This is a genomic window from Limnohabitans sp. 2KL-17 (genome assembly GCF_003063415.1).
Classification (GTDB): Bacteria; Pseudomonadota; Gammaproteobacteria; order Burkholderiales; family Burkholderiaceae_C; genus Limnohabitans_A.
The window spans coordinates 1-22,500 of sequence record NZ_NESK01000014.1 but is presented as its reverse complement, the minus strand read 5'-3'; the positions used below and the strand labels follow the sequence as shown (position 1 = coordinate 22,500).

Annotated in this window: 22 protein-coding genes and 1 pseudogene; 3 read left to right on the top strand and 20 right to left on the bottom strand. The window is 58.2% G+C overall.

What is annotated here, in order from left to right; translation table 11 throughout:
• Positions 1-42: 42 nt before the first annotated feature.
• Positions 43-300, bottom strand: a complete 258-nt coding sequence (locus B9Z45_RS17365; protein ID WP_233252135.1) for a DinB family protein — start codon at positions 298-300, stop codon at positions 43-45.
• Between the two features lie 6 nt (positions 301-306).
• Between B9Z45_RS17365 and B9Z45_RS17360 the strand changes: the two genes are divergently transcribed.
• Positions 307-510: a hypothetical protein gene (locus B9Z45_RS17360; RefSeq protein ID WP_233252134.1), complete on the top strand. Its 204-nt coding sequence runs from the start codon at positions 307-309 to the stop codon at positions 508-510.
• A gap of 99 nt (positions 511-609) precedes the next feature.
• On the opposite strand, the gene sodC is transcribed toward B9Z45_RS17360, so the two are convergent.
• From sodC to nudB, 8 genes are all read right to left on the bottom strand, one after another.
• Positions 610-1,131, bottom strand: coding sequence for a superoxide dismutase family protein (gene sodC / locus B9Z45_RS08530; RefSeq protein WP_108406808.1), 522 nt, complete (start codon positions 1,129-1,131; stop codon positions 610-612).
• A 698-nt stretch (positions 1,132-1,829) separates the two neighbouring features.
• Positions 1,830-2,654, bottom strand: a complete 825-nt coding sequence (locus B9Z45_RS08525; RefSeq protein ID WP_108406807.1) for a DUF429 domain-containing protein — start codon at positions 2,652-2,654, stop codon at positions 1,830-1,832.
• A 1-nt stretch (position 2,655) separates the two neighbouring features.
• The gene (locus tag B9Z45_RS08520) at positions 2,656-3,537 is read right to left on the bottom strand and encodes an EamA family transporter (RefSeq protein ID WP_108406806.1); all 882 of its coding nucleotides are present in this window, start codon (positions 3,535-3,537) and stop codon (positions 2,656-2,658) included.
• Between the two features lie 43 nt (positions 3,538-3,580).
• Positions 3,581-4,003, bottom strand: a complete 423-nt coding sequence (locus B9Z45_RS08515) for a BLUF domain-containing protein (RefSeq protein ID WP_108406805.1) — start codon at positions 4,001-4,003, stop codon at positions 3,581-3,583.
• 3 nt (positions 4,004-4,006) lie between these two features.
• Positions 4,007-4,717 carry a GTP cyclohydrolase I gene (gene folE, locus B9Z45_RS08510; RefSeq protein WP_233252133.1) on the bottom strand — a complete coding sequence of 237 codons (711 nt, stop codon included), beginning with the start codon at positions 4,715-4,717 and terminating at the stop codon, positions 4,007-4,009.
• A 103-nt stretch (positions 4,718-4,820) separates the two neighbouring features.
• Positions 4,821-6,050: a cardiolipin synthase ClsB gene (clsB, locus tag B9Z45_RS08505; RefSeq protein WP_108406803.1), complete on the bottom strand. Its 1,230-nt coding sequence runs from the start codon at positions 6,048-6,050 to the stop codon at positions 4,821-4,823.
• Between the two features lie 2 nt (positions 6,051-6,052).
• Entirely contained in the window at positions 6,053-6,805 is a 753-nt protein-coding gene (locus B9Z45_RS08500) for an endonuclease/exonuclease/phosphatase family protein (protein WP_108406802.1), read from the bottom strand.
• Positions 6,805-7,260 (bottom strand): dihydroneopterin triphosphate diphosphatase, encoded by a 456-nt coding sequence (nudB, locus tag B9Z45_RS08495; RefSeq protein ID WP_108406871.1) that lies wholly within the window; start codon positions 7,258-7,260, stop codon positions 6,805-6,807. The genes B9Z45_RS08500 and nudB overlap by 1 nt, the downstream gene beginning before the upstream one ends.
• Before the next feature lie 53 nt (positions 7,261-7,313).
• Between nudB and B9Z45_RS08490 the strand changes: the two genes are divergently transcribed.
• Both B9Z45_RS08490 and B9Z45_RS08485 read left to right on the top strand, forming a co-directional pair.
• Positions 7,314-7,919 carry an ATP-binding cassette domain-containing protein gene (locus B9Z45_RS08490; RefSeq protein ID WP_108406801.1) on the top strand — a complete coding sequence of 202 codons (606 nt, stop codon included), beginning with the start codon at positions 7,314-7,316 and terminating at the stop codon, positions 7,917-7,919.
• A 350-nt stretch (positions 7,920-8,269) separates the two neighbouring features.
• On the top strand, positions 8,270-8,716 hold the full coding sequence (locus B9Z45_RS08485) for an RNA-binding protein (RefSeq protein WP_108406800.1): 447 nt from the start codon (positions 8,270-8,272) through the stop codon (positions 8,714-8,716).
• 278 nt (positions 8,717-8,994) lie between these two features.
• Here the strand turns inward: B9Z45_RS08485 and aspS are convergent, their stop codons facing one another.
• The 11 genes and pseudogenes from aspS to B9Z45_RS08430 all read right to left on the bottom strand — a co-directional run.
• The gene (gene aspS / locus B9Z45_RS08480; RefSeq protein WP_108406799.1) at positions 8,995-10,809 is read right to left on the bottom strand and encodes an aspartate--tRNA ligase; all 1,815 of its coding nucleotides are present in this window, start codon (positions 10,807-10,809) and stop codon (positions 8,995-8,997) included.
• A 52-nt stretch (positions 10,810-10,861) separates the two neighbouring features.
• Positions 10,862-11,536 carry a DUF502 domain-containing protein gene (locus tag B9Z45_RS08475; protein ID WP_108406798.1) on the bottom strand — a complete coding sequence of 225 codons (675 nt, stop codon included), beginning with the start codon at positions 11,534-11,536 and terminating at the stop codon, positions 10,862-10,864.
• Positions 11,537-11,560: 24 nt separating this feature from the next.
• On the bottom strand, positions 11,561-11,908 hold the full coding sequence (locus B9Z45_RS08470; RefSeq protein ID WP_108406797.1) for an FmdB family zinc ribbon protein: 348 nt from the start codon (positions 11,906-11,908) through the stop codon (positions 11,561-11,563).
• A gap of 128 nt (positions 11,909-12,036) precedes the next feature.
• Positions 12,037-13,512, bottom strand: a complete 1,476-nt coding sequence (locus tag B9Z45_RS08465; RefSeq protein ID WP_108406796.1) for a sodium:solute symporter family protein — start codon at positions 13,510-13,512, stop codon at positions 12,037-12,039.
• Between the two features lie 24 nt (positions 13,513-13,536).
• Entirely contained in the window at positions 13,537-15,114 is a 1,578-nt protein-coding gene (ubiB, locus tag B9Z45_RS08460) for a ubiquinone biosynthesis regulatory protein kinase UbiB (protein WP_370445821.1), read from the bottom strand.
• Positions 15,111-15,623: a hypothetical protein gene (locus B9Z45_RS08455; RefSeq protein ID WP_233252132.1), complete on the bottom strand. Its 513-nt coding sequence runs from the start codon at positions 15,621-15,623 to the stop codon at positions 15,111-15,113. The genes ubiB and B9Z45_RS08455 overlap by 4 nt, the downstream gene beginning before the upstream one ends.
• Before the next feature lie 96 nt (positions 15,624-15,719).
• A complete protein-coding gene (locus B9Z45_RS08450; protein WP_108406794.1) occupies positions 15,720-16,709 on the bottom strand; it encodes a Tim44 domain-containing protein in 990 nt (329 codons plus the stop codon).
• A gap of 39 nt (positions 16,710-16,748) precedes the next feature.
• Positions 16,749-17,480 carry a bifunctional demethylmenaquinone methyltransferase/2-methoxy-6-polyprenyl-1,4-benzoquinol methylase UbiE gene (gene ubiE / locus B9Z45_RS08445; RefSeq protein WP_108406793.1) on the bottom strand — a complete coding sequence of 244 codons (732 nt, stop codon included), beginning with the start codon at positions 17,478-17,480 and terminating at the stop codon, positions 16,749-16,751.
• A gap of 10 nt (positions 17,481-17,490) precedes the next feature.
• Entirely contained in the window at positions 17,491-17,910 is a 420-nt protein-coding gene (locus tag B9Z45_RS08440) for a gamma-butyrobetaine hydroxylase-like domain-containing protein (RefSeq protein ID WP_108406792.1), read from the bottom strand.
• 41 nt (positions 17,911-17,951) lie between these two features.
• Complete coding sequence (locus tag B9Z45_RS08435) at positions 17,952-21,827, bottom strand: DUF3683 domain-containing protein (protein ID WP_108406869.1); 3,876 nt, start codon at positions 21,825-21,827, stop codon at positions 17,952-17,954.
• 167 nt (positions 21,828-21,994) lie between these two features.
• A pseudogene (locus tag B9Z45_RS08430) lies at positions 21,995-22,500 on the bottom strand (IS3 family transposase); the annotation flags it as partial.

The following is a 22,500-nucleotide window of genomic DNA, read 5'->3' as shown; positions in this document are numbered from 1 at the left end:
CTTGTTGTACGTCAATGACTAAAACAGCAGTGTGCATCATGTCTACCACCCTCTCTCTGGCTCAGAAATATGAAGATATTTGGTGAGGTGGTCACGCAGGGGTGCCACAGAAATGGACTTGAGTATTTGCTCCACATTGCCCCAGTGATAAGCGCCATGCGTGATGACATGGAGGAGCATTTTTTCTCTTGTCATTTCTCCGGTATCGCCATCGGTGAAACTGAATCGAATCACCTGATCGATCTCGCTTGCCGGTAATTGCTTGACGTATTGCAAGTACCAAGCATCTGTTTCACTCACCGAGAAATGCAGCTGGCTGAGTTCAGGCTTTTCTTTGGTATTGGTTGCCGTGTCATGGTGCTGCTGTCAACACAGGTGCGCCCGAAAGATGTGATCAACCACGAAGATGTGATTAAGCGTCCGGATGCTTTAGTGATGGCTTCAGCGTGCGCATCGTCGGGGATGGCTGCCAATGCATTGAACAGTTCATTGTTAGCACATGACTTTTGAGCGAAAAGTGTTTCGAGGGACTTCATTGGTGCAACTCTTGGGTATGAGCGAACAGACCAGTCTGCTCGGCTTTTCGCGCAAGTTCGTTGGATTGCTGGGTCAGCCGTCGATCACTCCGCACGCTACACGGGCACCGCCACCTCCAAGGGGCATTGGGTGATCGGCGTGGTTATCGCCACCGGCGTGAATCATCAGCGATCGATTTCTCACGTCGCCAATTCTCAACCTCGGCCCATGCACCGGACTCACTGCGGTACCGTCAGCTGCCACATACAGAGATGGCAAATCGCCAAGATGCCCGTCCGCCCACGGCTCGCCGTGCTTTTTCGTTCCCTTGGGATCAAGATGACCTCCCGCCGCCAATGCGGGAACCATCAAACCATCCTTTTCAGCTGCTGCGCAAGACGGATTTTCGTGGATATGGAATCCATGCAACCCAGATGGCAGCGCCTTGAGCGTTGGGTAGAAGGCCAGCCCATAGGCAGTTTCAACAATGCGAACGGTGCCTACAGGGGCACCTACCCCTTCCTTTTGCGCCACGCTCATGAAAACCGTAATCTCTGCGCCTATTGCCGATGCACCAACAGCAATGAATGCCAATGCGGACAAGATTTTCTTCATGTAATTCCTACTTGAGATGAACCGAAGTTCAATTGTTGACGGCTAACGTGATAAGTGGGACGCCCGCTTTAGCGAATTTAGTTTCGACTGCCGGGTCAGGCTATCTGATGAAAGAAACCTCCAGGGGCAATATTAATGTATTAAATTTATTTAATAAAAAATTTTGTAACTATATGTGTTCATTGTCTCCAAGTACGAAGCGCATCAAAGATCAACCCGGTCATGGGCTACGGATGGCGTAAAAGCCTCACGGCCGAATAAACAACCAAGGCGGGGTGTAAACAATCACTTGGTCGAATTTGTGGTGGTTCGTATATTTGAACGAAGACGGAACCCAAGCGGTCTTGCTCTGTACCAAGCTTGGTAAGCCTCTTGGTGTGACTTTCTGACAGTCAGGTTACCTGGGAGAAAATTCCCCAATTGGCTGGTATCGTGAGTTCGAGCGGGATCATGATCTTCAAGTGAGCTTTGCCCGATCCAGAAGCAAATGCTCTTTGTCTCAAATGCAAGTGGCATTGCCAAATATGCTTGAACATTGGGCAAATGTCAGGTTAACCGTGATCAGCACAGCCACTTTCTTAAAAATTTTGCACAACCAATTACATTACAAGACTCCTCGGGCTTGGCAGAACGGCAAACACCCTCACTCATACTTACCTGACACCATTTATGAGTCGCGAGGACGCGACTCCCACAGATCAAGCCGTGACAATCCACCCTTCCAAAGGGTCGCACGCTGGCAAGCCGTATTGCGGGTGACCGGCTGCGTGCTGTTGTTGCGCCCAGGCCGCCTGCATCAGGCACAAGGTGGCATCGAGTGCGTCGCCGCTGGCGTCATCAGCTAGGCGGCCCAGCAGCGCGTTGCTGGCGACCAGCCGCAGGCCTAAGCGGGTCTCGCCTCGCTCAAGGGCACCGAGCAACTCACGCCGGGCCAGCAGGCGCTCTGGGGTTTGCTTGGCTTTGTCATCGCTTTTGTAGCTGCGGTTGCCCAGCACCTCGCGCGCCAATAAACCAGGGTAGGCTTCCAGCGCCACGCGGCGCTGATCGCCATTTTGCAAAGCCGGTAAATGCACCCCCGCTTGCCTAAGCAACGGCACCCCGGCATGCAGCATGTAGGCCACGGGCGGGTTTACCCATTTCATGGAGGGGCTGGAACCTGCGGGTTTGTCGGCAGCGCGGTGCGCAAATTTTCCACCCACCGGGCGGGCGTTGCAAAAGGCGGCAAACTGGTCACGAACGTGTGCGCGGTCCAGCGCGCAGTAATGGTCCATGCAAGCAGCCCAATTGGTGGGCCAGCCCAGTGTCTCGACCAACTCGCGCGGCAAGCCGAATGGCAAATCAAAACCTCCCACCCAATCGGCGGGCTGCGTTAACCAGTTACCAAAGGCTGCAAGTGTTTCAAAGCTTTGCAGCGCTTGCAACTGGACTCTGCCCTGGCGGGACTGACCCAGCGCCAGCACGATGGGTTTTCGTTTGGAGGGGCTGCTGGAAAAATCGCAACCGATCAATGGCGATGCGTTCATGTCAACCCACCCCCAGGGCCATCACGCCCAATGCGATCAGTGCGGCCCCAGCGACCCGCAGTCCCCGGTCTTTTTCGCCCAGCAAGTGCCCCCCCAGCAGGGCCGCAAACAGCATGGAAACTTCTCGTGCCGGCGCCACATGGGACAGTGGTGCCACCTGCATGGCATAAAGCACCAGCACATAAGAAACCGGACTGAAAATACCAACCACCAGCGCGTAGGGGCGCTGCTGCTGCCACAGGGCCCAGACCGCCGGGCGATCGCGCAGCAACGTCGGCAGCAACAACACAAAGCGCACCAGGTTGCCCAAATAGTCAACCAGGATGGGCGACATCAGCGCCACCTTTACGGCATAACCATCGACCACGGTGTAGCTGGCAATGAAAAGACCCGTGAAGGCGCCATAAAAAATGCCAGTGCGCACCCTCGCCCTCCGATGCGGCTCGTGCGCCGCTTTCCAAAGGTCAGGTCCGCCCGCAATCAAAAACACGCCGCCCACCACGCCCAAAATGCCCACCAGGCCGAGCGAGGAAATTTCCTCACCCAGAAAAACAATGGCCACCATCGATGACAGCAACGGCCCCGAGCCCCGCGCCAGCGGGTAAACCACCGTCAGATCGGCCTGTCGGTAGCCACGCAACAAAACAATGAAGTAACCCACGTGCAACAAGGCGCTGGCCAGCACAAGCGCCCACTCCACCAGGCCCCAGGCCGGCGCCTGTTGCCAGGCCGCCCACAAACCCACGGGCGCCCAGAACACCATCATCACCACCGAAGTGAACCCGACAAAGCGCACATCGCCCCCGGCCTTTTTGGCGGCGATGTTCCAGCAGGCATGGATCAAGCCTGCCAGAACGACCAACGCAAGCGCACTCAGGGGCATGGGCGTGAAAAAGCCCCTTGCGGGGCTTGCGGTGAGAGGGTTTTTAAGCGCGCCCGATGATGGAAGCGGTGGCCATCAACTCTTCGAGCAAGGCCAGAGAGACTTTGCCTGACACGTTGTACGGGTCTAGCTCGGCCCGCTCAGAATATTTGAGCAAGATGTTGGTATTGACCCGAGAGGTGTCCACCTGGCCCATGGTCCAACCACCAAAGCGGCGCTCTGAAATTTCTTCGTAATGCAGCAAGACCACTTCTTTGTGGCGCGGGTCTTTTTGGATATGACCGTAAAGATCGCTGACCGCCTGGCGCCCGCCTTCGATGGCTTGCAAGAAGATACCACCACCGTAGCACAGGATGCCGGTGATGCCCGTGCTGGGGTTGAACTGGCGGGAATGAGCCAAAATCGAATCGATGGTTTCGACCCGGGGATCAACCGTGCGGCTGGCGTAAAGCAGGCGTACCAACATGGATCAGCTCCTTCCGGGAATCAAGGCCAAAAATTCACGACGCAAATTGACGTCTTTGAGGAATGCACCGCGCATGACCGAATTGATCATCTTGCTATCCATGTCTTTCACGCCGCGCCAGCCCATGCAGTAGTGGCTGGCTTCCATGACGATGGCTAGGCCATCGGGCTGGGTTTTACGCTGGATCAGGTCAGCCAGTTGCACCACGGCTTCTTCCTGGATCTGAGGCCGACCCATGATCCATTCGGCCAGACGGGCGTACTTGGACAATCCAATCACGTTGGTGTGCTCGTTGGGCATGATCCCGATCCAGATCTTGCCGATCACTGGGCAAAAATGGTGGCTGCAGGCACTGCGCACGGTGATGGGGCCAACGATCATCAACTCATTGAGGTGCTCGGCGTTGGGGAATTCAGTGATCTCGGGGCCTTCTGTGTAGCGGCCCTTGAACACTTCCTTCAGGTACATCTTGGCCACACGCCGGGCGGTATCGCCGGTGTTGTGGTCGTTCACCGTGTCGATCACCAAGCTGTCGAGGACACCGGCCATCTTGGCCGTGACTTCATCCAGCAGCTTATCTAATTCGCCGGGCTGGATGAACTCGGCAATGTTGTCGTTGGCATGGAAGCGTTTGCGGGATGCATGGATGCGTTCGCGGATCTTCACGGAAACAGGAACGCCTTCGTCTTCAAGCGAGGCAGCAGATGCAGTCATGGCGTCTGGGGCATTTATAAACATAGTCGGAATCGTAACAGCGATTAAAGACCCTGCGCCACCTGCGACATAAGTCCCATGTCGGGCGGGGGTTGCTCACGGGTCAATAGCGGTTACCGGTCAAAAACAAGGCCAAACGCATCAAACCAAACGCCACCCGGTCACGCAGCCTTTGGTGCCAGGGCCTTTGGGTGTAAACCGCAGCCACCACCGGGGTGCTTTGTTGCTCAATGGCCATGCTCAAACGCTGGTACAACTGTTGCGCAAAAGCTTTGTCAGCCACCACCACATTGGCCTCACGCGCCAGCAGCAAGCTGAGCGGGTCCAGATTGGATGAGCCCACTGTGGCCCAGGGCCGCTCATTGTGCGGGTCGATCACGGCCACTTTGGCATGCAAAAAACTGGCCTTGTACTCATGGATTTCAATGCCCGCCGCCAGCAGCACGCCATAAACCGGGCGGGCTGCGTGGTATTGCATGAAGTATTCATAGCGCCCCTGCAACAGCAAGCGCACCCGCACGCCCCTTTGCGCGGCATGGATCAAGGCTTTTCGAAGACGGCGGCCTGGCAAAAAATAAGCGTTGGCAATGACGATTTCATGCCGGGCAAGGCCAATCGCTTTCAGGTACGCACGCTCGATTTGGCTGCGGTTCAAGACGTTGTCCCGCAGCAGCAAACCGGCCTTGGCCACCAAGTGGGCTTCGAAGGCATGGGCATCTTGCCGCGTCCAAGGCAAATGCAGACCCGCCGCCCTGAAAGAGCTGAAAGCCTTGGGAAACTGTTGCTCCCTCGCATGGCGCACGCCCTGAATGCGCCACCAAAGCTGCGACATCGTTTCCTGCATTTGCTGCACCAAAGCGCCACGTGCACAAACCGCAAAATCAAGCCGGGGCTGATGCAAGGCGCCATGGTGCGGGTCGTACCAGTCGTCCAGAATATTGATGCCGCCACAAAAAGCCAGGTGGCCATCGATCACGCACAGTTTGCGGTGCAGGCGTCGCCAGCGGCTGGGGATCAACAAGCCCCAAGTGCCAAGGGGAGAGTACACGCGCCAGTCGACGCCGGCACGTTCAAAACGCTCACGCCATTCGGGCGGCAGACCAGGGGTGCCCACGCCGTCCACCACCACCCAAACACGCAGGCCCCGCAAAGCGGCCCGCTCCAAGGCCTCGGCCACCATGGCGGCTGCGCCATGAAAGTCAAAAATATAGGTTTCGATCTGCACTTGCGAGCGCGCCTGCTCCAGCGCCGCCACCAACGATTCAAAATAGGCTTGCCCACCTTCGATCAAGCGGATCTGGTGACCGTCGCGCAAGGCTGGGCTGTGCCGCATGCTCAGTCCGGCCAGGCAAACTCGGCCACCAGGGGCAAGTGATCCGACATGCGCTGCCAAATGCGCCCTGACGGGGCCATCGCATGGACCGGCGTCAGGCCGCGTGCATAGACATGGTCAAGCTGATTCAAGGGCAGTCGCGAAGGGAAAGTGGGTGTGGGCTGCTCTCGCCATTCGCGAAAACCGGCCCCTGCCATGCGCCGCCCCAGGCCCGTGCCCCAGTCATTGAAATCGCCCGCCACCAAAACCGGCGAATGGGGAGGGATGACCCGGTCAACAAAGGCCAGCAACTGCGCCAGCTGGCGCACCCGACTGGCTGGCACCAGCCCCAGGTGCACCACGATCACATGCACCATACGGTCGACCACCTGGACTTCGGTGTGCAACATGCCGCGTTGCTCGAATCGGTGGTCAGAAATATCCTGATGCTGGTGCGACAGCACGGGCCAGCGCGACAACAAGGCATTGCCATGCTCACCATGGCGTGTGACGGCGTTGGTGCGATAGACCGACGCATAGCCTTCAGGGGCCAGGTAATCGGCCTGCGGCTGGCTGGGCCAATGAGAGAAATATTTTTCTTCCAGGCGGTGCATGAGGCGCACCTCTTGCAAGCACACGATGTCGGCATCGAGCTGCTCAACCGCATGGGCCAGGTTGTGAATTTCCAGACGCCGCGCGGGCCACATCCCCTGCACACCTTTGTGGATGTTGTAGGTCGCCACGCGCAGGATGGGATGCTCTTGTCGCAGGGGCATCAGCGACCAATCTGGTTTTCAAAACGGGGCAACATCAAAATGGCCTCGGCATTGGACGGTGAAAAACAATGGTCTGCTGCCTCCTGCCAATGCAGCCATTGCCAGTCAGTGTGCTCGGCGGGACTGAGGGTGACAGGCGTGTCTTCAGGCACGCTCAGTCCGAACACACGCTCGGTGTTGTGACTCACCTGGGGATCGTAGCGCCAGCGCCAGGCCGGGTAAATCTCGTACACGTTTTCGAGCTGCCAGTCTTCCAGCCGACATTGAGGGTGCAGGGCGTTGATGCCGGTTTCTTCTTGAACCTCGCGCACGGCGGTGGTGGTCCAGCTTTCGTCCAGGTGGTCCTTGCTGCCCGTAACGGATTGCCAGGTGCCAACGTCGGTGCGCCGAATCAGCAAGACCTGGCCACTGAGTGTGTAGATCACAACCAAAACGGATTGGGGAATTTTGTAAATTATTGAAGTCACATGGACATTTTAGGCACCCCCGGCCTTGTTAGGATTGAGCCATGTCGTCCCCATCCACACCCACTTTGTCTTTTTTGCTGCAAGCCCACAATCTGAGTGGCGGTCCATGTGGTCAAGCGGTCTTTGAACCTTTGAGCTTTTCCTGGCCTGCGGGCCTGAATTGGGTGTGTGGCGATGAAGGCTGCGGCAAAACCACCCTGCTGCGGCTGTTGGCAGGTGATTTGCTGCCACTGAACGGCAGCATAGAAACACCGCCCGGCGGCGTCTTTTGGCTTGATCTACAGGGCGCCGCACATGACGAAACCACGGTGCAAGCCTGCTGGGACAAGCTTCAAGCGCATTACCCCCACTGGAACAACGCCTTGCTACAAGACTTGTCAGAAGCCCTCAACATGACGTCACACCGCCACAAACGGCTGAACATGCTGTCCACGGGCAGTCGCCGCAAAGTGATGCTGGTCGCGGCCTTGGCCTCAGGCGCAGCCGTTACTTTGCTTGACCAACCCTTTGTCTCGCTTGACCAGGTGTCCATTCGCCTCATCAAGGACTTTTTGACAAATACGGCCAGCCAGCCAGACCGTGCCTGGATCGTGGCCGACTACGAAGCGCCTGAAGGCTTGGTACTGGCCAGCTTGCTGGAGCTCTGAGCGCAGCGCATTAACTGCTGACAAATTAAGCGGCACCGACAAGCCATATTGCTGCAACAGCCCGCAAGCAACAGAACCCCACCAAAATTCACCACCGGGGCAACAAGGTGTAAAAACGACAAGTTCCCCCGGTAAACCCCAAGTTTTGTCACAAAACACAACAGATGGGTGGCCAGATATCCAAAAAAAAACCTTTTTTCTGTCTATGCCCCATAATCTCACGTGTGCACGTTTAAATACGTCACAAGTCAGGTGATCGGTCAGTTTCGCGCGCTACGGCGGCACTTTTCAGGTTTGTTGTGCTTTCGGGACCCCATCGCTTTGTTTTTTGTGTTTTTCAGGAGTCCCGCATGGGCAATAAACTTTACGTCGGCAACCTGCCGTACACCGTTCGCGATGAAGACCTGCAACAGGCTTTCGGCGAATTCGGCGCAATCACCAGCGCAAAAGTCATGATGGAACGCGACACAGGTCGCTCAAAAGGCTTTGGCTTTGTTGAAATGGGCAGCGATGCCGAAGCGCAAGCCGCAATTGCCGGCATGAATGGTCAGTCCTTGGGCGGCCGTAGCATCACTGTGAACGAAGCCCGTCCGATGGAAGCTCGTCCTCCACGTACCGGCGGTTTCGGTGGTGGTGGTGGCGGCGGTTACGGCGGTGGCGGTGATCGCTCCGGCGGTGGCGGCTACGGCGGCGGCGGCGGCGGTGGTCGCTCCGGTGGCGGCGGCTACGGTGGTGGTGGCGATCGCTCCGGCGGTGGCGGCTACGGCGGTGGTGGCGGCGGACGCGGCGGCTACTAAGCCCTGCAAACCCCGTCAACGGCAGAGATGCCGTTGCACAATTTTTGGCCCAGCTTCATGCCGGGTACAAGCATCAAAGGCTTCCAGACTTCGGTCTCGAGGCCTTTTTTTGTGCGCGCTCGTTGCGCGGCACCCCCTGCATCGGTTGCGGTTGCGGCACCGTTTCAGAATCGCCCCTGTTGCTGCGCCCGAAACCCGTGTTCAGGTTTCAGGCGTTCAGGCAGCACAAAAACCAACGCCACCCGAAGGTGGCGTTAGGCTGGGTGGTGTCGCGCCGGTCAGGCTGCTTTGACAGCGTCCGGTGTGCGCAAGCGAATGTGCAATTCGCGCAACTGCTTTTCATCCACTGGGCTGGGTGCCTGGGTCAACAGACACTGGGCACGCTGTGTCTTGGGGAAAGCGATCACATCACGGATGGATTCGGCACCGGTCATCAGGGTCACGATGCGGTCCAGACCAAAGGCCAAACCACCGTGGGGTGGTGCACCGTATTGCAGGGCGTCGAGCAAAAAGCCGAACTTGAGCTGGGCCTCTTCTGGGCTGATCTTTAAAGCGTCAAACACTTTTTGCTGAACGTCCGCGCGGTGTATACGCACCGAACCGCCGCCCATTTCCCAGCCGTTCAAGACCATGTCGTAGCCCTTGGAAATGCATTTTTCGGGGGCGGTGACCATCCAGTCTTCGTGGCCGTCTTTGGGGGCGGTGAAGGGGTGGTGCACGGCGGTGTAGCGCTGGTTATCTTCGTCGTATTCGAACATCGGGAAGTCCACCACCCACATCGGTGCCCAACGGTCCTCAAACAGGCCATTTTTCTTGCCAAACTCGCTGTGACCGATCTTGATTCGCAGGGCGCCTATGGCATCGTTGACGATCTTTTCCTTGTCGGCGCCAAAGAAGATCAGGTCGCCATTTTGGGCGCCACTGCGCTCCAGCACCGCGTTCAGGGCGGTGTCGTGAATGTTCTTCACGATGGGCGACTGCAAGCCCTCACGGCCTTTGGACAGGTCGTTCACGCGGATGTAGGCCAGCCCCTTGGCGCCGTAGATCTTGACGAACTCGGTGTAAGCGTCGATCTCGCCACGGCTGATACCACCGCCTTCGACCGAGCCATTGGGCACGCGCAGGGCGACCACGCGGCCGCCTTTCATGTTGGCAGCGCCCGAGAACACTTTGAAGTCCACATCGCCCATGACATCGGTCACTTCGGTGAACTGCAGTTTCACGCGCAGGTCGGGCTTGTCCGAACCGTAGATGTGCATGGCGTCTTGGTAGGTCATGACCGGAAACTCGCCCAAGTCTACGCCAATGGTTTTCTGAAAAACCCTTTTGATCATGCCCTGGAACATCTCGCGGATTTCTTCTTCGGTCAGGAACGAGGTTTCAATATCGATCTGGGTGAATTCGGGCTGCCGGTCAGCGCGCAAGTCTTCGTCGCGGAAGCACTTGGTGATCTGGTAATAGCGGTCGTAGCCTGCCACCATCAGCAACTGCTTGAACAACTGAGGCGACTGGGGCAAGGCGAAGAAATGGCCATCGTGCACACGGCTGGGCACCAGGTAATCGCGGGCACCTTCGGGCGTGCTCTTGGTGAGCATGGGTGTTTCAATGTCGACAAAGCCGTTTTCATCGAGGTACTTGCGCACTTCCATCGACACTTTGTAACGCAGCATCAGGTTGTTTTGCATGTACGGACGGCGCAGGTCCAACACGCGGTGCGTGAGGCGGGTGGTCTCGGACAGGTTTTCTTCGTCGATCTGGAAGGGTGGCGTGACGGATGGGTTGAGCACGATCAACTCGTGGCACAACACCTCGATCTTGCCGCTTTTCATGTTGTCGTTGCTTGTGCCGTCAGGGCGGGTACGCACCACGCCTTTGATCTGCACACAAAACTCGTTGCGCACGTCTTCTGCCACTTTGAACATCTCTGGACGATCAGGGTCGCACACCACCTGCACATAGCCTTCACGGTCGCGCAGGTCGATGAAGATCACCCCGCCATGGTCACGGCGACGGTTGACCCAGCCGCACAGGCTCACGTTTTGACCGGTCAGGGCTTCGGTCACCAGACCGCAATAGTGGGAACGCATGGACATGTTGTTTTACTTTCTAGATTCGCAGAAACAGGGGGGCAAAAAGGCGCCAGGATCACGCAGATGGCGGTGGAACCAAGGCCGTTTTCGGGGGTTTGGGAACAGGTGTGCCTGGCACCACCACCCCCATGGAAATGATGTACTTGAGGGCGTCGTCGACGCTCATGTCGAGCTCGATCACATCGGCTGTGGGCATCATCAAGAAAAAGCCCGAAGTCGGGTTGGGCGTGGTGGGCACATAAACACTCACCATGGGCTGGTCCAGGTGCTTGGCCACTTCACCGCCGGGCGTGCCGGTCAGAAAGGCGATGGTCCATGAACCCTGGCGCGGGTATTGCACCAGCAAGGCTTTGGAAAATGCATTGCCACTGCCCGAAAACAAGGTATCCGCCACTTGCTTGACGCTGGTGTAAATGCTGCGCACCACCGGAATGCGGTTCATGATGCCGTGCCATTTGCGCAACCACCATTGGCCAAACATATTGGCCACAAAAACACCCGTTGCAAAAATGAACACGGCCACAATGGCGACGCCTAAACCGGGGATGCCCCGCAGGTACTCGGCGCTGGCATGAATCCCAGGAATCAAGGTGTCGGCCGCATGCAGCACCGCCAGAAAGATGGCGTCGAGCATGCCGACCAACCACATGATCACCCAGACGGTGATGCCCATGGGCAGCCAAACCAGCAAGCCGGTGACGAAATACTGTTTGAAGCTGCGGTGTTTCATGGGGTGGCGATCAATGTGGAAAGGTCAATGGCAGGCGCAAGATGGCGCGCAGCCAGCCGCCGGGGCTGAAGCAGAGGATTCGGTTGTGCCCGTGCTGGCACCGGGAGCGGCAGAGCCGGCACTGGCAGCGTCAGAGCTGGCCGGTGCAGCGGCATCTGTGGCCACTGCTGCGGCCGCTGGCGCGGCGCCACCACCCTTGAAGTCCGTGGCGTACCAGCCTGTGCCCTTGAGCTGAAAACCAGGGGCTGTGAGTTGTTTGCTGAATTTGGGGGCACCGCAAGCCGGGCAGTCGGTCAGGGGTTCATCGCTCATTTTTTGCAGCACATCCTTGGCATGGCCGCAGGCGTTGCATTTGTAAGCATAAATGGGCATGTCAAGAGCCTTTGAAGGTGATGCAAGAAAACCTTCAATTATAGGCTCGGCAGTGCCCTTCAGGTCCCAGAGCCCATTGCTGAACCCCTTCATGGGCCCGCGTGAGCCAGGGCAGTGACTGCGGTGGATCAACGACTGGCGCTGTCTTGGGCGGCATGCCCCAAGGCGCTGGCCAGGGACTGACCGCGGTTGGCAATCACGGTCGGGGCCAGAGAACCTAGCAGCATGCCCACGATGGACGCCATCAAGCCCAGCAAGTTGGCCGGCACCAAGGTTCCGGGTGCCAGGAAGTTGAACACCAGCCAGGTGCCCACACCCAATACCACGGAGAACAAGGCCCCCTGCGTGTTGGCCCGCCGCCAGAAAGCACCGGCCACCAGCGGCACAAAGGCCCCGGTCAAGGTGACGTTGTAGGCGTTTTGCACCATCTCGTACATGGTGCTGGTGCTGTTGAGGGCAAACAGCAAGGCAAACGAGGTGAAGGTGACCAAGATGACACGCAGCAGCAACAGGAACTGACGGTCGCTCATGTGGGGCACAAATGGCTTGGGAACGTTCTCGGTGAAGGTGGCCGTGGGGGCCAGCAAGGCCCCACTGGCGGTAGACAAGATGGCCGAGAGCAAAGCGCCAAAAAACAAAATCTGCGCCCAAATGGGCATCTTGCCCAGCACCAGATCGGGCAGGATGCGCTGGATGGCGCGGGCGTCTTCCGACTCGAACAAGGCCTTGAGCTCGGGGTGGGCGATCAGCGCCGCATAAGCAATGTACAGCGGAATGAAAGCGATCACAAAGTACATCAAGGCCCCGATGACGGTGCCGCGCACCGCGGTTTTTTCGTCCTTGGCACTGGTCATGCGCTGAAACACGTCCTGCTGCGGGATCGAGCCAAAAGCAAACGCAAAGAAAGCACCGGCCATGGCCCACCAGGCGGCGGCATCCATGTCGGCCGGGAACATGTCGAACTTGCCATCGGCCGCCGCTTGCGCCACCACCTTGTCAAAACCTCCGGCATTGCCACCCACCAGGGTGGCCACGAGAACCAGGCCGACCACAATGATCACCGTCTGGAACAAGTCGGTGAAGGCCACCGACCACATGCCGCCAAACACGGTGTAGACCAGCACTACGGCCGCGCCCATCATGATGGCGTAGTTCAGGTCAATGGCCCCTGACGACAGCACATGGATGACCAGGCCCAGCGCTGTCAATTGCGCCGAGGTCCAGCCCAGGTAAGACAACACAATCGCCACACTGGTGAGCACTTCCACCGACTTGCCGTAGCGCACCTTGTAAAAGTCGCCAATGGTTAGCAGATTCAGGCGGTAAAAAAGTTTGGCAAAGAGCAAGGCGGCCAGCACCAGGCAGACGGTGGCACCAAACGGGTCACCGGGGATACCGTTCAGGCCATCCTTGGCAAAGGTGGCCGACACCGACAGGACGGTTTCGGCCCCGAACCAGGTGGCAAACACGGTGGCCACGTTCATGTACAGCGGCAAACTTCGACCCGCTACCAGGTAATCCTTGGCCCCATGGACCCGGCGTGCAGCCAACAAACCAATGCCGATGGTCACGGCCAAGTAAGCGATCACAAAAGTCAGCAGCACCTGCGGCTCCTTCAGATATCAAGTTCAGGCGAAGAGTTGCAGGTGCAAGCCCACCTGCAAAACGAGCAAGGAGACCACAAAGCCAAGCCCGGTGTAAATCAGGGTTTGCAGCAACTTGTTGGTGCGCCGCTGCTCGGCCAGCAGCTGCTCGATCTGCCGTGCATCGTTTTGGCGCGGCTGCTTGAGGTAGTCGTGCAGCAAGCGTGGCAATTGCGGCAGCAGTTTGGCGTAATGCGGGGCCTGGTCTTTCAATTGCTCGAGCAATTTTTTGGGGCCAATTTGATCCAGCATCCACTTTTCCAGGAATGGCTTGGCGGTGCTCCACAAATCCAGTTCGGGGTCCAGCTGGCGGCCCAGACCTTCGATGTTGAGCAGGGTTTTTTGCAACAACACCAATTGGGGCTGAATCTCCACCTGGAATCGGCGTGAGGTCTGGAACAAACGCATCAGCACCATGCCCAGCGAGATCTCTTTCAAGGGCCGGTCAAAGTAAGGTTCGCACACCGCGCGAATGGCCGATTCGAGTTCGTCCACGCGGGTGTCGGCAGGCACCCAGCCCGATTCGATGTGAAGCTCGGCCACGCGCTTGTAGTCGCGCCGGAAAAAGGCTGTGAAATTTTGCGCCAGGTATTCTTTGTCGTATTCAGTCAGTGTGCCCACAATGCCGAAGTCGAGGGAAATGTAGCGTCCGAAGGTTTCTGGTGTCAGGCTGACCTGGATATTGCCCGGGTGCATGTCGGCGTGGAAAAAACCATCGCGAAACACCTGGGTAAAAAACAGCGTCACGCCGTCACGGGCCAGCTTGGGAATGTCCACACCGGCTTCACGCAGGCGGTCCACTTGGCTGATCGGCAAGCCATTCATGCGCTCCATCACAATGACCTCGGGCTGGCAGAAGTCCCAGATCATTTCAGGAATCAGCACCAACTCCAGGCCCTGCATATTGCGGCGCAACTGTGCGGCATTGGCCGCTTCACGCACCAGGTCGAGCTCATCGTTCAGGTATTTGTCGAATTCGGCCACCACCTCACGCGGTTTGAGGCGTTTGCCATCGGCGCTCAGGCTCTCGACCCAACCGGCCATCATGCGCATCAGGCTGAGGTCTTTCTGAATCACTGGCAGCATGTCCGGGCGCAACACCTTTATAGCCACTTCACGGACATGGCCTGTTTTACCCCGCAAGGTGGCAAAGTGCACCTGCGCAATGGAAGCGCTGGCCACAGGCTGGCGCTCAAAGGTTTCGAATATTTCGTCCACCGGTTTGCCAAAAGCACGCTCGATGGTCGCCACGGCAATGTCGGAACTGAAGGGGGGCACGCGGTCTTGCAACTTGGCAAGCTCTTCGGCAATGTCCCAAGGCAGAAGATCACGCCGGGTAGACAGCACCTGGCCAAACTTCACAAAAATCGGACCCAGACGCTCCAAGGCTTCCCTCAGGCGCACAGCGCGCGGTGAGCGCAGGTCGCGGCCCACCGATAGCACTCGGGCAAGCATGCGAATCCAGGGTTTTTGAAAGCTTGACAGCACCAACTCGTCAAGGCCGTAGCGCAAGACGATGAAGACAATGAATGTACCCCGTCCGAAGCGACCCCAGCGCATCATGCTGCGCTACCGCGGCGAAGGTCAGCACCCGGGCGGCGTGCCACAAAGCCACGCAAGGCCTCCAAGGCTTTGTGCGCTGTCTGAGCCAAGGTGTGGGCTGCAGCATCGCCAATCAAACGTGCCAGGTCTTCTTCGGCATCCCAGCGAACATGGTCGATCAACCAGTTGACTTCAGCGGCCAGTTGCACATCGCCTTCGATGCGGACCTTGGGTTTGTCGCCACGGGCCAAGGACGAGGCGAGGGAGATGGGCGACTGTTCAGTCACGGTCAGGCGCAGGTCGAAGCCATCGAAATGGCCGCGCTCCAGCAGGCCTGCCGGGGTGGGCGACAGCTGAAGATGAACTCGTTCCCAGACCAGTTCAATGCGTTGGCCTTTTTGCCTGGCCAGACGGGCCAGGGCCTCGGGTTCACTCATCAACACATGGTTGAGAAACGAGACAAGGCGGTTGACGGACTCGTCAACCACCCAGGCAGGGGGTTGAAAATCGGTGGCCAAGCGAGTGGCCATTTGGGGCAGCGCCTGAGCGGCCCAAGAAAAAGGGGACTGTGTTGCCATAGTCCCCGATTATTCCCGAAAGTACAGGCCCCCCAGTGGAGCCGGTCTTTATGCCAGCGCTTGCACGCCGGCAACGAGCCAGCCGCCACCTTGTTTGGATTTGGTCATGTTCCAGACTTCGCGGAAAGCACTCGGACCTGCAGCTGCGTCTTCACGGATCATGCCGTTGAACTCGACACTGGCCAGATAGGTATCGGCCTGCTCTTCAATGCCCAGGAGTTGGGCTTCGAGCATGACCACTTCGGTCTTGTTGGGTTGCCCAGGGAACTGGCTTTCGCGCTCGCTGAGTTGGTTGCGGATTTCCATGACCATGGTGTCGGTCATCATGGAACGCAAAGCAGCAATGTCTGAACGGTCCCAAGCATCTTGCAAAGTCACAAAATTGCGTTTGGCTGCTGTGATGAAGCTCTCCACATCGAAACCGGCTGGGATCCCCCAGGTTTGGCTGCCCCCCAAGGCCGCGCCGATCATGGAGCCGTTGCTGGCGTCGACAGCCGAACTGTCAAAACGGGTGTTTTGCGACTCCCAAGGCCGGGCTGAAGCGTCGTTACCGACTTTCTCAGGGTTGTATTGCTTCATCGAGGCAGGTTGATCTGCCGACGAGCCAGCGCCCTGGTAAGCAAAACCGCCCTGGTTTCCGGCGGCCGCATTGCGGCGTGAGCGCATGAACAGCCCAATCGCAGCCATCACAGCCACACCGATCAAAAGGAACATCAGAATGTTGCCGAAGGCCTCACCCATACCCAGCGAATGGGCCAACCAGGCCAAGCCCAAACCAGCGGCAAGACCGCCCAACATGGCACCCCAAGGCTTCTTGGGTGCGGCAGCGGCAGGCGCTGCTGCACCAGGCTTGGCGGCATTGGCAGGAGCAGCATTTTGGGCCGGTGCAGCAGGTGTCTGAGGCGCTGCATCACGCTTGGTGACCTGGTTCGATTGCTGCCCAACGGATTTGCCACCGCCCATGCGCCGAGCGGCTTCTGCATTGAGGCTGCCCAAGGCCAATACGCCTGCGAGCATCAGTGTCATCAATTTGTTCATGGTGTCTCCAACTCAGGTCCGTAATTCAGTTTGTGGGCATCAACATTTGATGCCTGCGTGCAAGGCTACCACCCCTGCCGACAAGTTGTGAAAATCCACATGCCCGAATCCGCTATTTTTCATAAGGCTTTTCAACTCCTCCTGACCAGGGTGCATCCGGATGGATTCAGCCAAGTAACGGTAACTGTCCGCGTCCCCTGCGACCAGCTTGCCCAATTGAGGCAGGATGTTGAAGCTGTACCAGTCGTACATTTTTTCCAGTGGCTTGGCCACTTTGGAAAATTCCAGCACCAGCAATTTACCGCCAGGCTTGAGCACACGGCACATTTCTTTAAGCGCTATCTCCTTGTGGGTCATGTTGCGCAGGCCAAAGGCCACGCTGACCAAATCGAAATGCTTGTCGGGGAAAGGCAGCTTCTCGGCGTCACACACCAGTGTGGGCAAGGCCAGGCCGTGGTCCACCAGGCGATCGCGTCCGGTGGACAGCATGGCCTCGTTGATGTCGGTGTGCACCACGCGGCCCGTGGCCCCAACTTTTTTCGCAAAGGCCATCGCCAGGTCGCCCGTGCCGCCAGCGATGTCCAGCACCTGGTCGCCCTCTTTCAGGTTGGCCACCTGCACGGTGTAAGCCTTCCAGACGCGGTGCAGACCCATGGACATCAGGTCGTTCATGACATCGTATTTGGACGCCACCGAATCAAACACGCCACGAACGTGCCGGGCTTTTTCTTTTTCATCGACGGTCTTGAAACCGAAATGCGTGCTGCTCATGGCTTGGCCTTCAATGCTTGTGCCCACAACTGCCGCCCGCCGAGGCTTCGATCATGGGCGCGTCACGGCTCATGCCTGCGGCTTGCAAACGGTCTTCGTACTGTTTCCACAAGGCATCTTGCTGGTCGCCCAGAAAGTACAGGTATTCCCAGGTGAACAGGCCCGACTCGTGCCCGTCGGTGAAGGTCGGTTTCACGGCGTAATTGCCCACGGGTTCGATTTCGACGATACCCACCTCGCGCTTACCGGTTTGCAGCACTTCCTGGCCGGGGCCATGGCCCTGCACCTCGGCCGAGGGCGAGTACACGCGCATCAACTCAAACGGGATGCGAAATTGCGCACCGTCAGAAAATCCGATCTCCAGCACCCGGGTTTGACCGTGCAGGGTCAGCGACTCGGGGTGGGGCATGTCTTTTTTCAATCCGGCCATGTTGTGCTTTCGAAATGTTCCTGTCGGTTTGCGCTTTGGGCTTAGACCAACACGCGCTCGATGCCGCCTGCATTGGCCGCATTCACGTACTCGGGCATCCATTCTTCGCCCAAGATATGTTTGGCCATTTCGACCACGATGTAATCGGCTTCGAGCAGGCCGTTTTGCAGGTCGTCTTGGTAACGGTTCAACCCCATCAAACAGCTCGGGCAGGATGTGAGAATTTTGACGTTCTCGTCGGCCTTGACCGCACCGGACTGACGCAAAGCAACTTCGCCTTTTCGAATTTCCTCTTCTTTTCGGAAACGAATCTGTGTCGAAATATCAGGGCGCGATGTGGCCAAGCCTCCACTTTCACCGCAGCAACGCGTGCTTTCCAAGACACCATCGCCCAACAGTGCGGTGACGGTTTTCATGGGTGCTTGCAGCTTCATCGGACTGTGGCAAGGGTCGTGGTAAAGGTAAGCACCTTGCGATTCAAGCTTGATGCCTTTTTCGAGCAAGTACTCGTGGATGTCCACAATGCGGCAACCGGGGAAGATCTTGTCGAACTCGTAACCCTGAAGCTGGTCATAACAGGTGCCGCAGCTCACCACCACCGTCTTAATGTCCAAGTAGTTGAGTGTGTTGGCAACGCGGTGGAAAAGCACGCGGTTGTCGGTGATGATCTTCTCGGCCTTGTCGAACTGGCCAGATCCTTTTTGCGGGTAACCGCAGCACAAATAACCGGGTGGCAGCACGGTCTGCACTCCGGCATGCCAGAGCATGGCCTGGGTGGCCAAACCCACCTGACTGAACAGGCGCTCCGAACCACAACCCGGGAAATAAAACACCGCTTCGGTCTCAGCACTCGTGGTTTTGGGATCACGGATGATGGGCACGTAATCTTTGTCTTCAATGTCGAGCAAAGCGCGAGCGCCCTTTTTGGGCAAGCCTCCAGGCATCTTTTTGTTGATGAAGTGAATCACCTGCTCTTTGATGGGCGGCTGACCCACCGTTGCGGGGGGGGTTTTGGTTTGTTGCCGCGCAAAAACATTCAATACGCGGTTACCCAAGCGCTGAGCCTTGAAGCTGATTTTGGTCAAAGCTTGACCCAATGCAATCGCATTCGGACTGGCCGTGCCAATGAACCAAGACTGGAACTCAGCCGCTGGACGGAAGCTCTTTTTCCCCATCTTGCGCAGCAAGTTACGCATGTTCATCGACACATCACCAAAGTCAATATTCACCGGGCAAGGCGTCAGGCACTTGTGGCACACGGTGCAATGGTCGGCCACGTCTTCAAACTCTTGCCAATGCTTGATCGAGATCCCACGGCGTGTTTGCTCTTCATAGAGGAAAGCCTCGACCAGCAAGGAGGTCGCCAAAATCTTGTTGCGTGGGCTGTAAAGCAAATTGGCACGCGGCACATGCGTGGCGCACACGGGCTTGCACTTGCCGCAGCGCAAGCAATCCTTCACGCTGGCGGCAATCGCGCCAATGTCGGACTGCTGCATGATCAGCGACTCGTGGCCCATCAGGCCAAAGCTGGGGGTGTAGGCGTGCGTCAAATCGGCCGCATGCACATCGTCGCCCAGGCCCGTGAGGGCCGCGCCGCGCAGCAGCTTGCCTTTGTTGAAGCGACCTTCGGGGTCCACTTTGGCTTTGTAGGCGGTGAAGTTGGCCAACTCGGCGTCGGTCAAAAACTCCAGCTTGGTGATGCCAATGCCGTGCTCGCCCGAGATCACGCCGTCCAGACTGCGGGCCAGCACCATGATGCGGGCCACCGCCTCGTGCGCGGTTTGCAGCATTTCGTAGTTGTCGGAGTTGACCGGGATGTTGGTGTGCACATTGCCGTCACCCGCGTGCATGTGCAGCGCCACCCACACGCGGCCTTTGAGCACGCGCTGGTGAATGGCATTGACCTCGTTGAGGATCGGCAAAAACGCCGAGCCGGAGAAGATGTTCTGGAACGCCGGGCGAATTTGTGTCTTCCAGCTGGCCCGCAGGCTGTGCTCTTGCAGTTGAGGAAACAGCGCGTCGACATCGTTCAACCAGCCTTGCCACTGTGCACGCACCTCGCGCACCACCGCCAAGGCTTGCGCCACGCGGTCTTCCAGCAACTCGGCCGATGGGATGTCACTGGCGTCGTCTTGTTTGCCCAGCGGCAGGTTGCCCCGCTCTAAGAAAGCTTCGATTTCGCGGCACAGCTTGAGCTTGTTGCGCAGGCTCAGCTCGATGTTGATGCGCTCGATGCCGTCGGTGTACTCGGCCATGCGAGGCAGCGGAATCACCACGTCTTCGTTGACTTTGAAGGCGTTGGTGTGGCGCGAAATGGCGGCGGTTTTTTTGCGGTCCAACCAGAACTTTTTGCGGGCTTCGGGGCTGATGGCGATGAAGCCTTCGCCACTGCGCGAGTTGGCAATGCGCACGATCTCGCTGGTCGCCTTGGCCACGTCGTCGGCATTGTCCCCGGCAATGTCACCGATCAACACCATCTTGGGGAAACCGCCGCGCTTGCTCTTGGTGGAATAACCCACGGCACGCAAATAGCGGTCGTCCAGATGCTCCAGGCCCGCCATCACGGTGCCGGTGCGTTTTTGCTCGGCAAACATGAAATCCTTGATCTCGACGATGCTGGGCACCGCTTCGCGGGCATGGCCAAAAAACTCCATGCAAACGGTGCGGGTGTGCGTGGGCATGCGGTGCATCACCCAGCGGGCGCTGGTGATCAGGCCGTCACAGCCTTCTTTTTGGATACCTGGCAGGCCTGACAAGAACTTGTCGGTGACGTCCTTGCCCAGCCCTTCCTTGCGGAAAGTCTTGCCCGGAATGACCAAAGTTTCGGTGCGGATCGGGGTCTTGCCATCGGCCTTGAAATAGCGCAGCTCGAAGGTGACGACTTCGGCGTCGTGGATCTTGCCCATGTTGTGGTCCATGCGCACCACGTCCAGCCATTCGGCATCGGGCGTGACCATGCGCCAGCTGGCCAGGTTATCGAGTGCGGTGCCCCACAGCACAGCTTTTTTGCCACCTGCGTTCATGGCGATGTTGCCGCCAATGCAGCTGGCTTCAGCTGAGGTCGGGTCCACCGCAAAGACAAAACCACCGCGCTCGGCCGCATCGGCCACGCGCTGGGTGACCACACCGGCTTCGGTCCAGATGGTCGGGATCTTGTGGCCAATACCGGGCAGGTCGACCATCTCGACCTCGGTCATGGCCTCGAGTTTTTCGGTGTTCATCACCGCACTCTTCCAGGTCAGGGGAATCGCGCCACCGGTGTAACCCGTGCCGCCGCCCCGAGGCACGATGGTCAGGCCCAGATCGATGCAGCCCTTGACCAGCCCGGCCATTTCGGTCTCGGTGTCAGGGGTCAGCACCACAAAGGGGTATTCCACACGCCAGTCGGTCGCATCGGTCACATGGCTCACGCGTGAGAGCCCGTCAAACTTGATGTTGTCCTTTGCCGTCAGGCGCCCCAGGGTCTTTTGCACCTGGCTGCGCAGCTTGGCCATGCGGATAAATCGCTGGCCGAATTGCGCCACGGCATGGCTTGCCATTGCCAACAATTGGCCCACCAGCGCGTCACGGGCCTCGTCAGCGCCGGGGGTGCGGCGCTTTTGCACCTCGCCCAGACGGTGCTGCATCGCGTCCACCAGCAGCTTGCGACGGGCCGGGTTGTCCAGCAGGTCGTCTTGCAAATAAGGGTTGCGCTCGACCACCCAGATGTCACCCAACACTTCGTAGAGCATGCGGGCCGAACGGCCTGTTCCGCGCTCCTGGCGCAACTGGTTCAACAAGTCCCAGGCTGGCTCGCCCAGCAAACGCACCACGATTTCACGGTCAGAGAAGCTCGTGTAATTGTAAGGAATCTCGCGCAGGCGCGGCGCATCGGCGTCGGCTTGCATCAAATGTTGGAGCGTGGTGGGTGCATTCATGGGGGTGGCGCGGTCAAATGCGTTCAAAAACGCGGTCATCCAGCCCTGGACAAAGGCGTCAAACCGGCTGGATGTGAATATTACCGCACTGCAACAAACACGCGCAGAGGGTGGGGCCACCTGTACCCTGAACCTGCCCCTGTTTGACGTACTGCTTAGCCACTTCATTATGCGGCCTTCAATTGCTGTGCCGCGTCCCAGCGTTTTTCAAACTGCATCGGACTGACGTAGCCCAACGTGGAGTGCAACCGCCGGTGGTTGTAGAACGTCAGCCAGTCAATCACCTCATCCATTGCCTGCCTGCGGGTTGCAAACCTCTGTCCGTACAGCCTGCCCACCTTCAAGCGACCCCACAGACTCTCCGTAGGTGCGTTGTCCCAGCAGTTTCCCTTGCGGCTCATGGAACTTCTCATTTTGTAACCCGCCAGCGTGCCCTGGAACTCATGCCCGCAGTATTGGCTGCCTCGGTCCGAATGGAAGATCAGGCCTGGCGCTGGCTGACGCCGGAACCATGCCATCTTTAACGCGTCTGTCACCAGGCTGCTCTGCATGTGAGGCTGCATGCTCCAGCCCACCACCTGTCGGCTGAACAGGTCTATCACTGCTGCCAAGTACAAACCAGCCCTCGTCGGTGGCGATATAGGTGATGTCTCCCGTCCAGACCTGGTTAGGG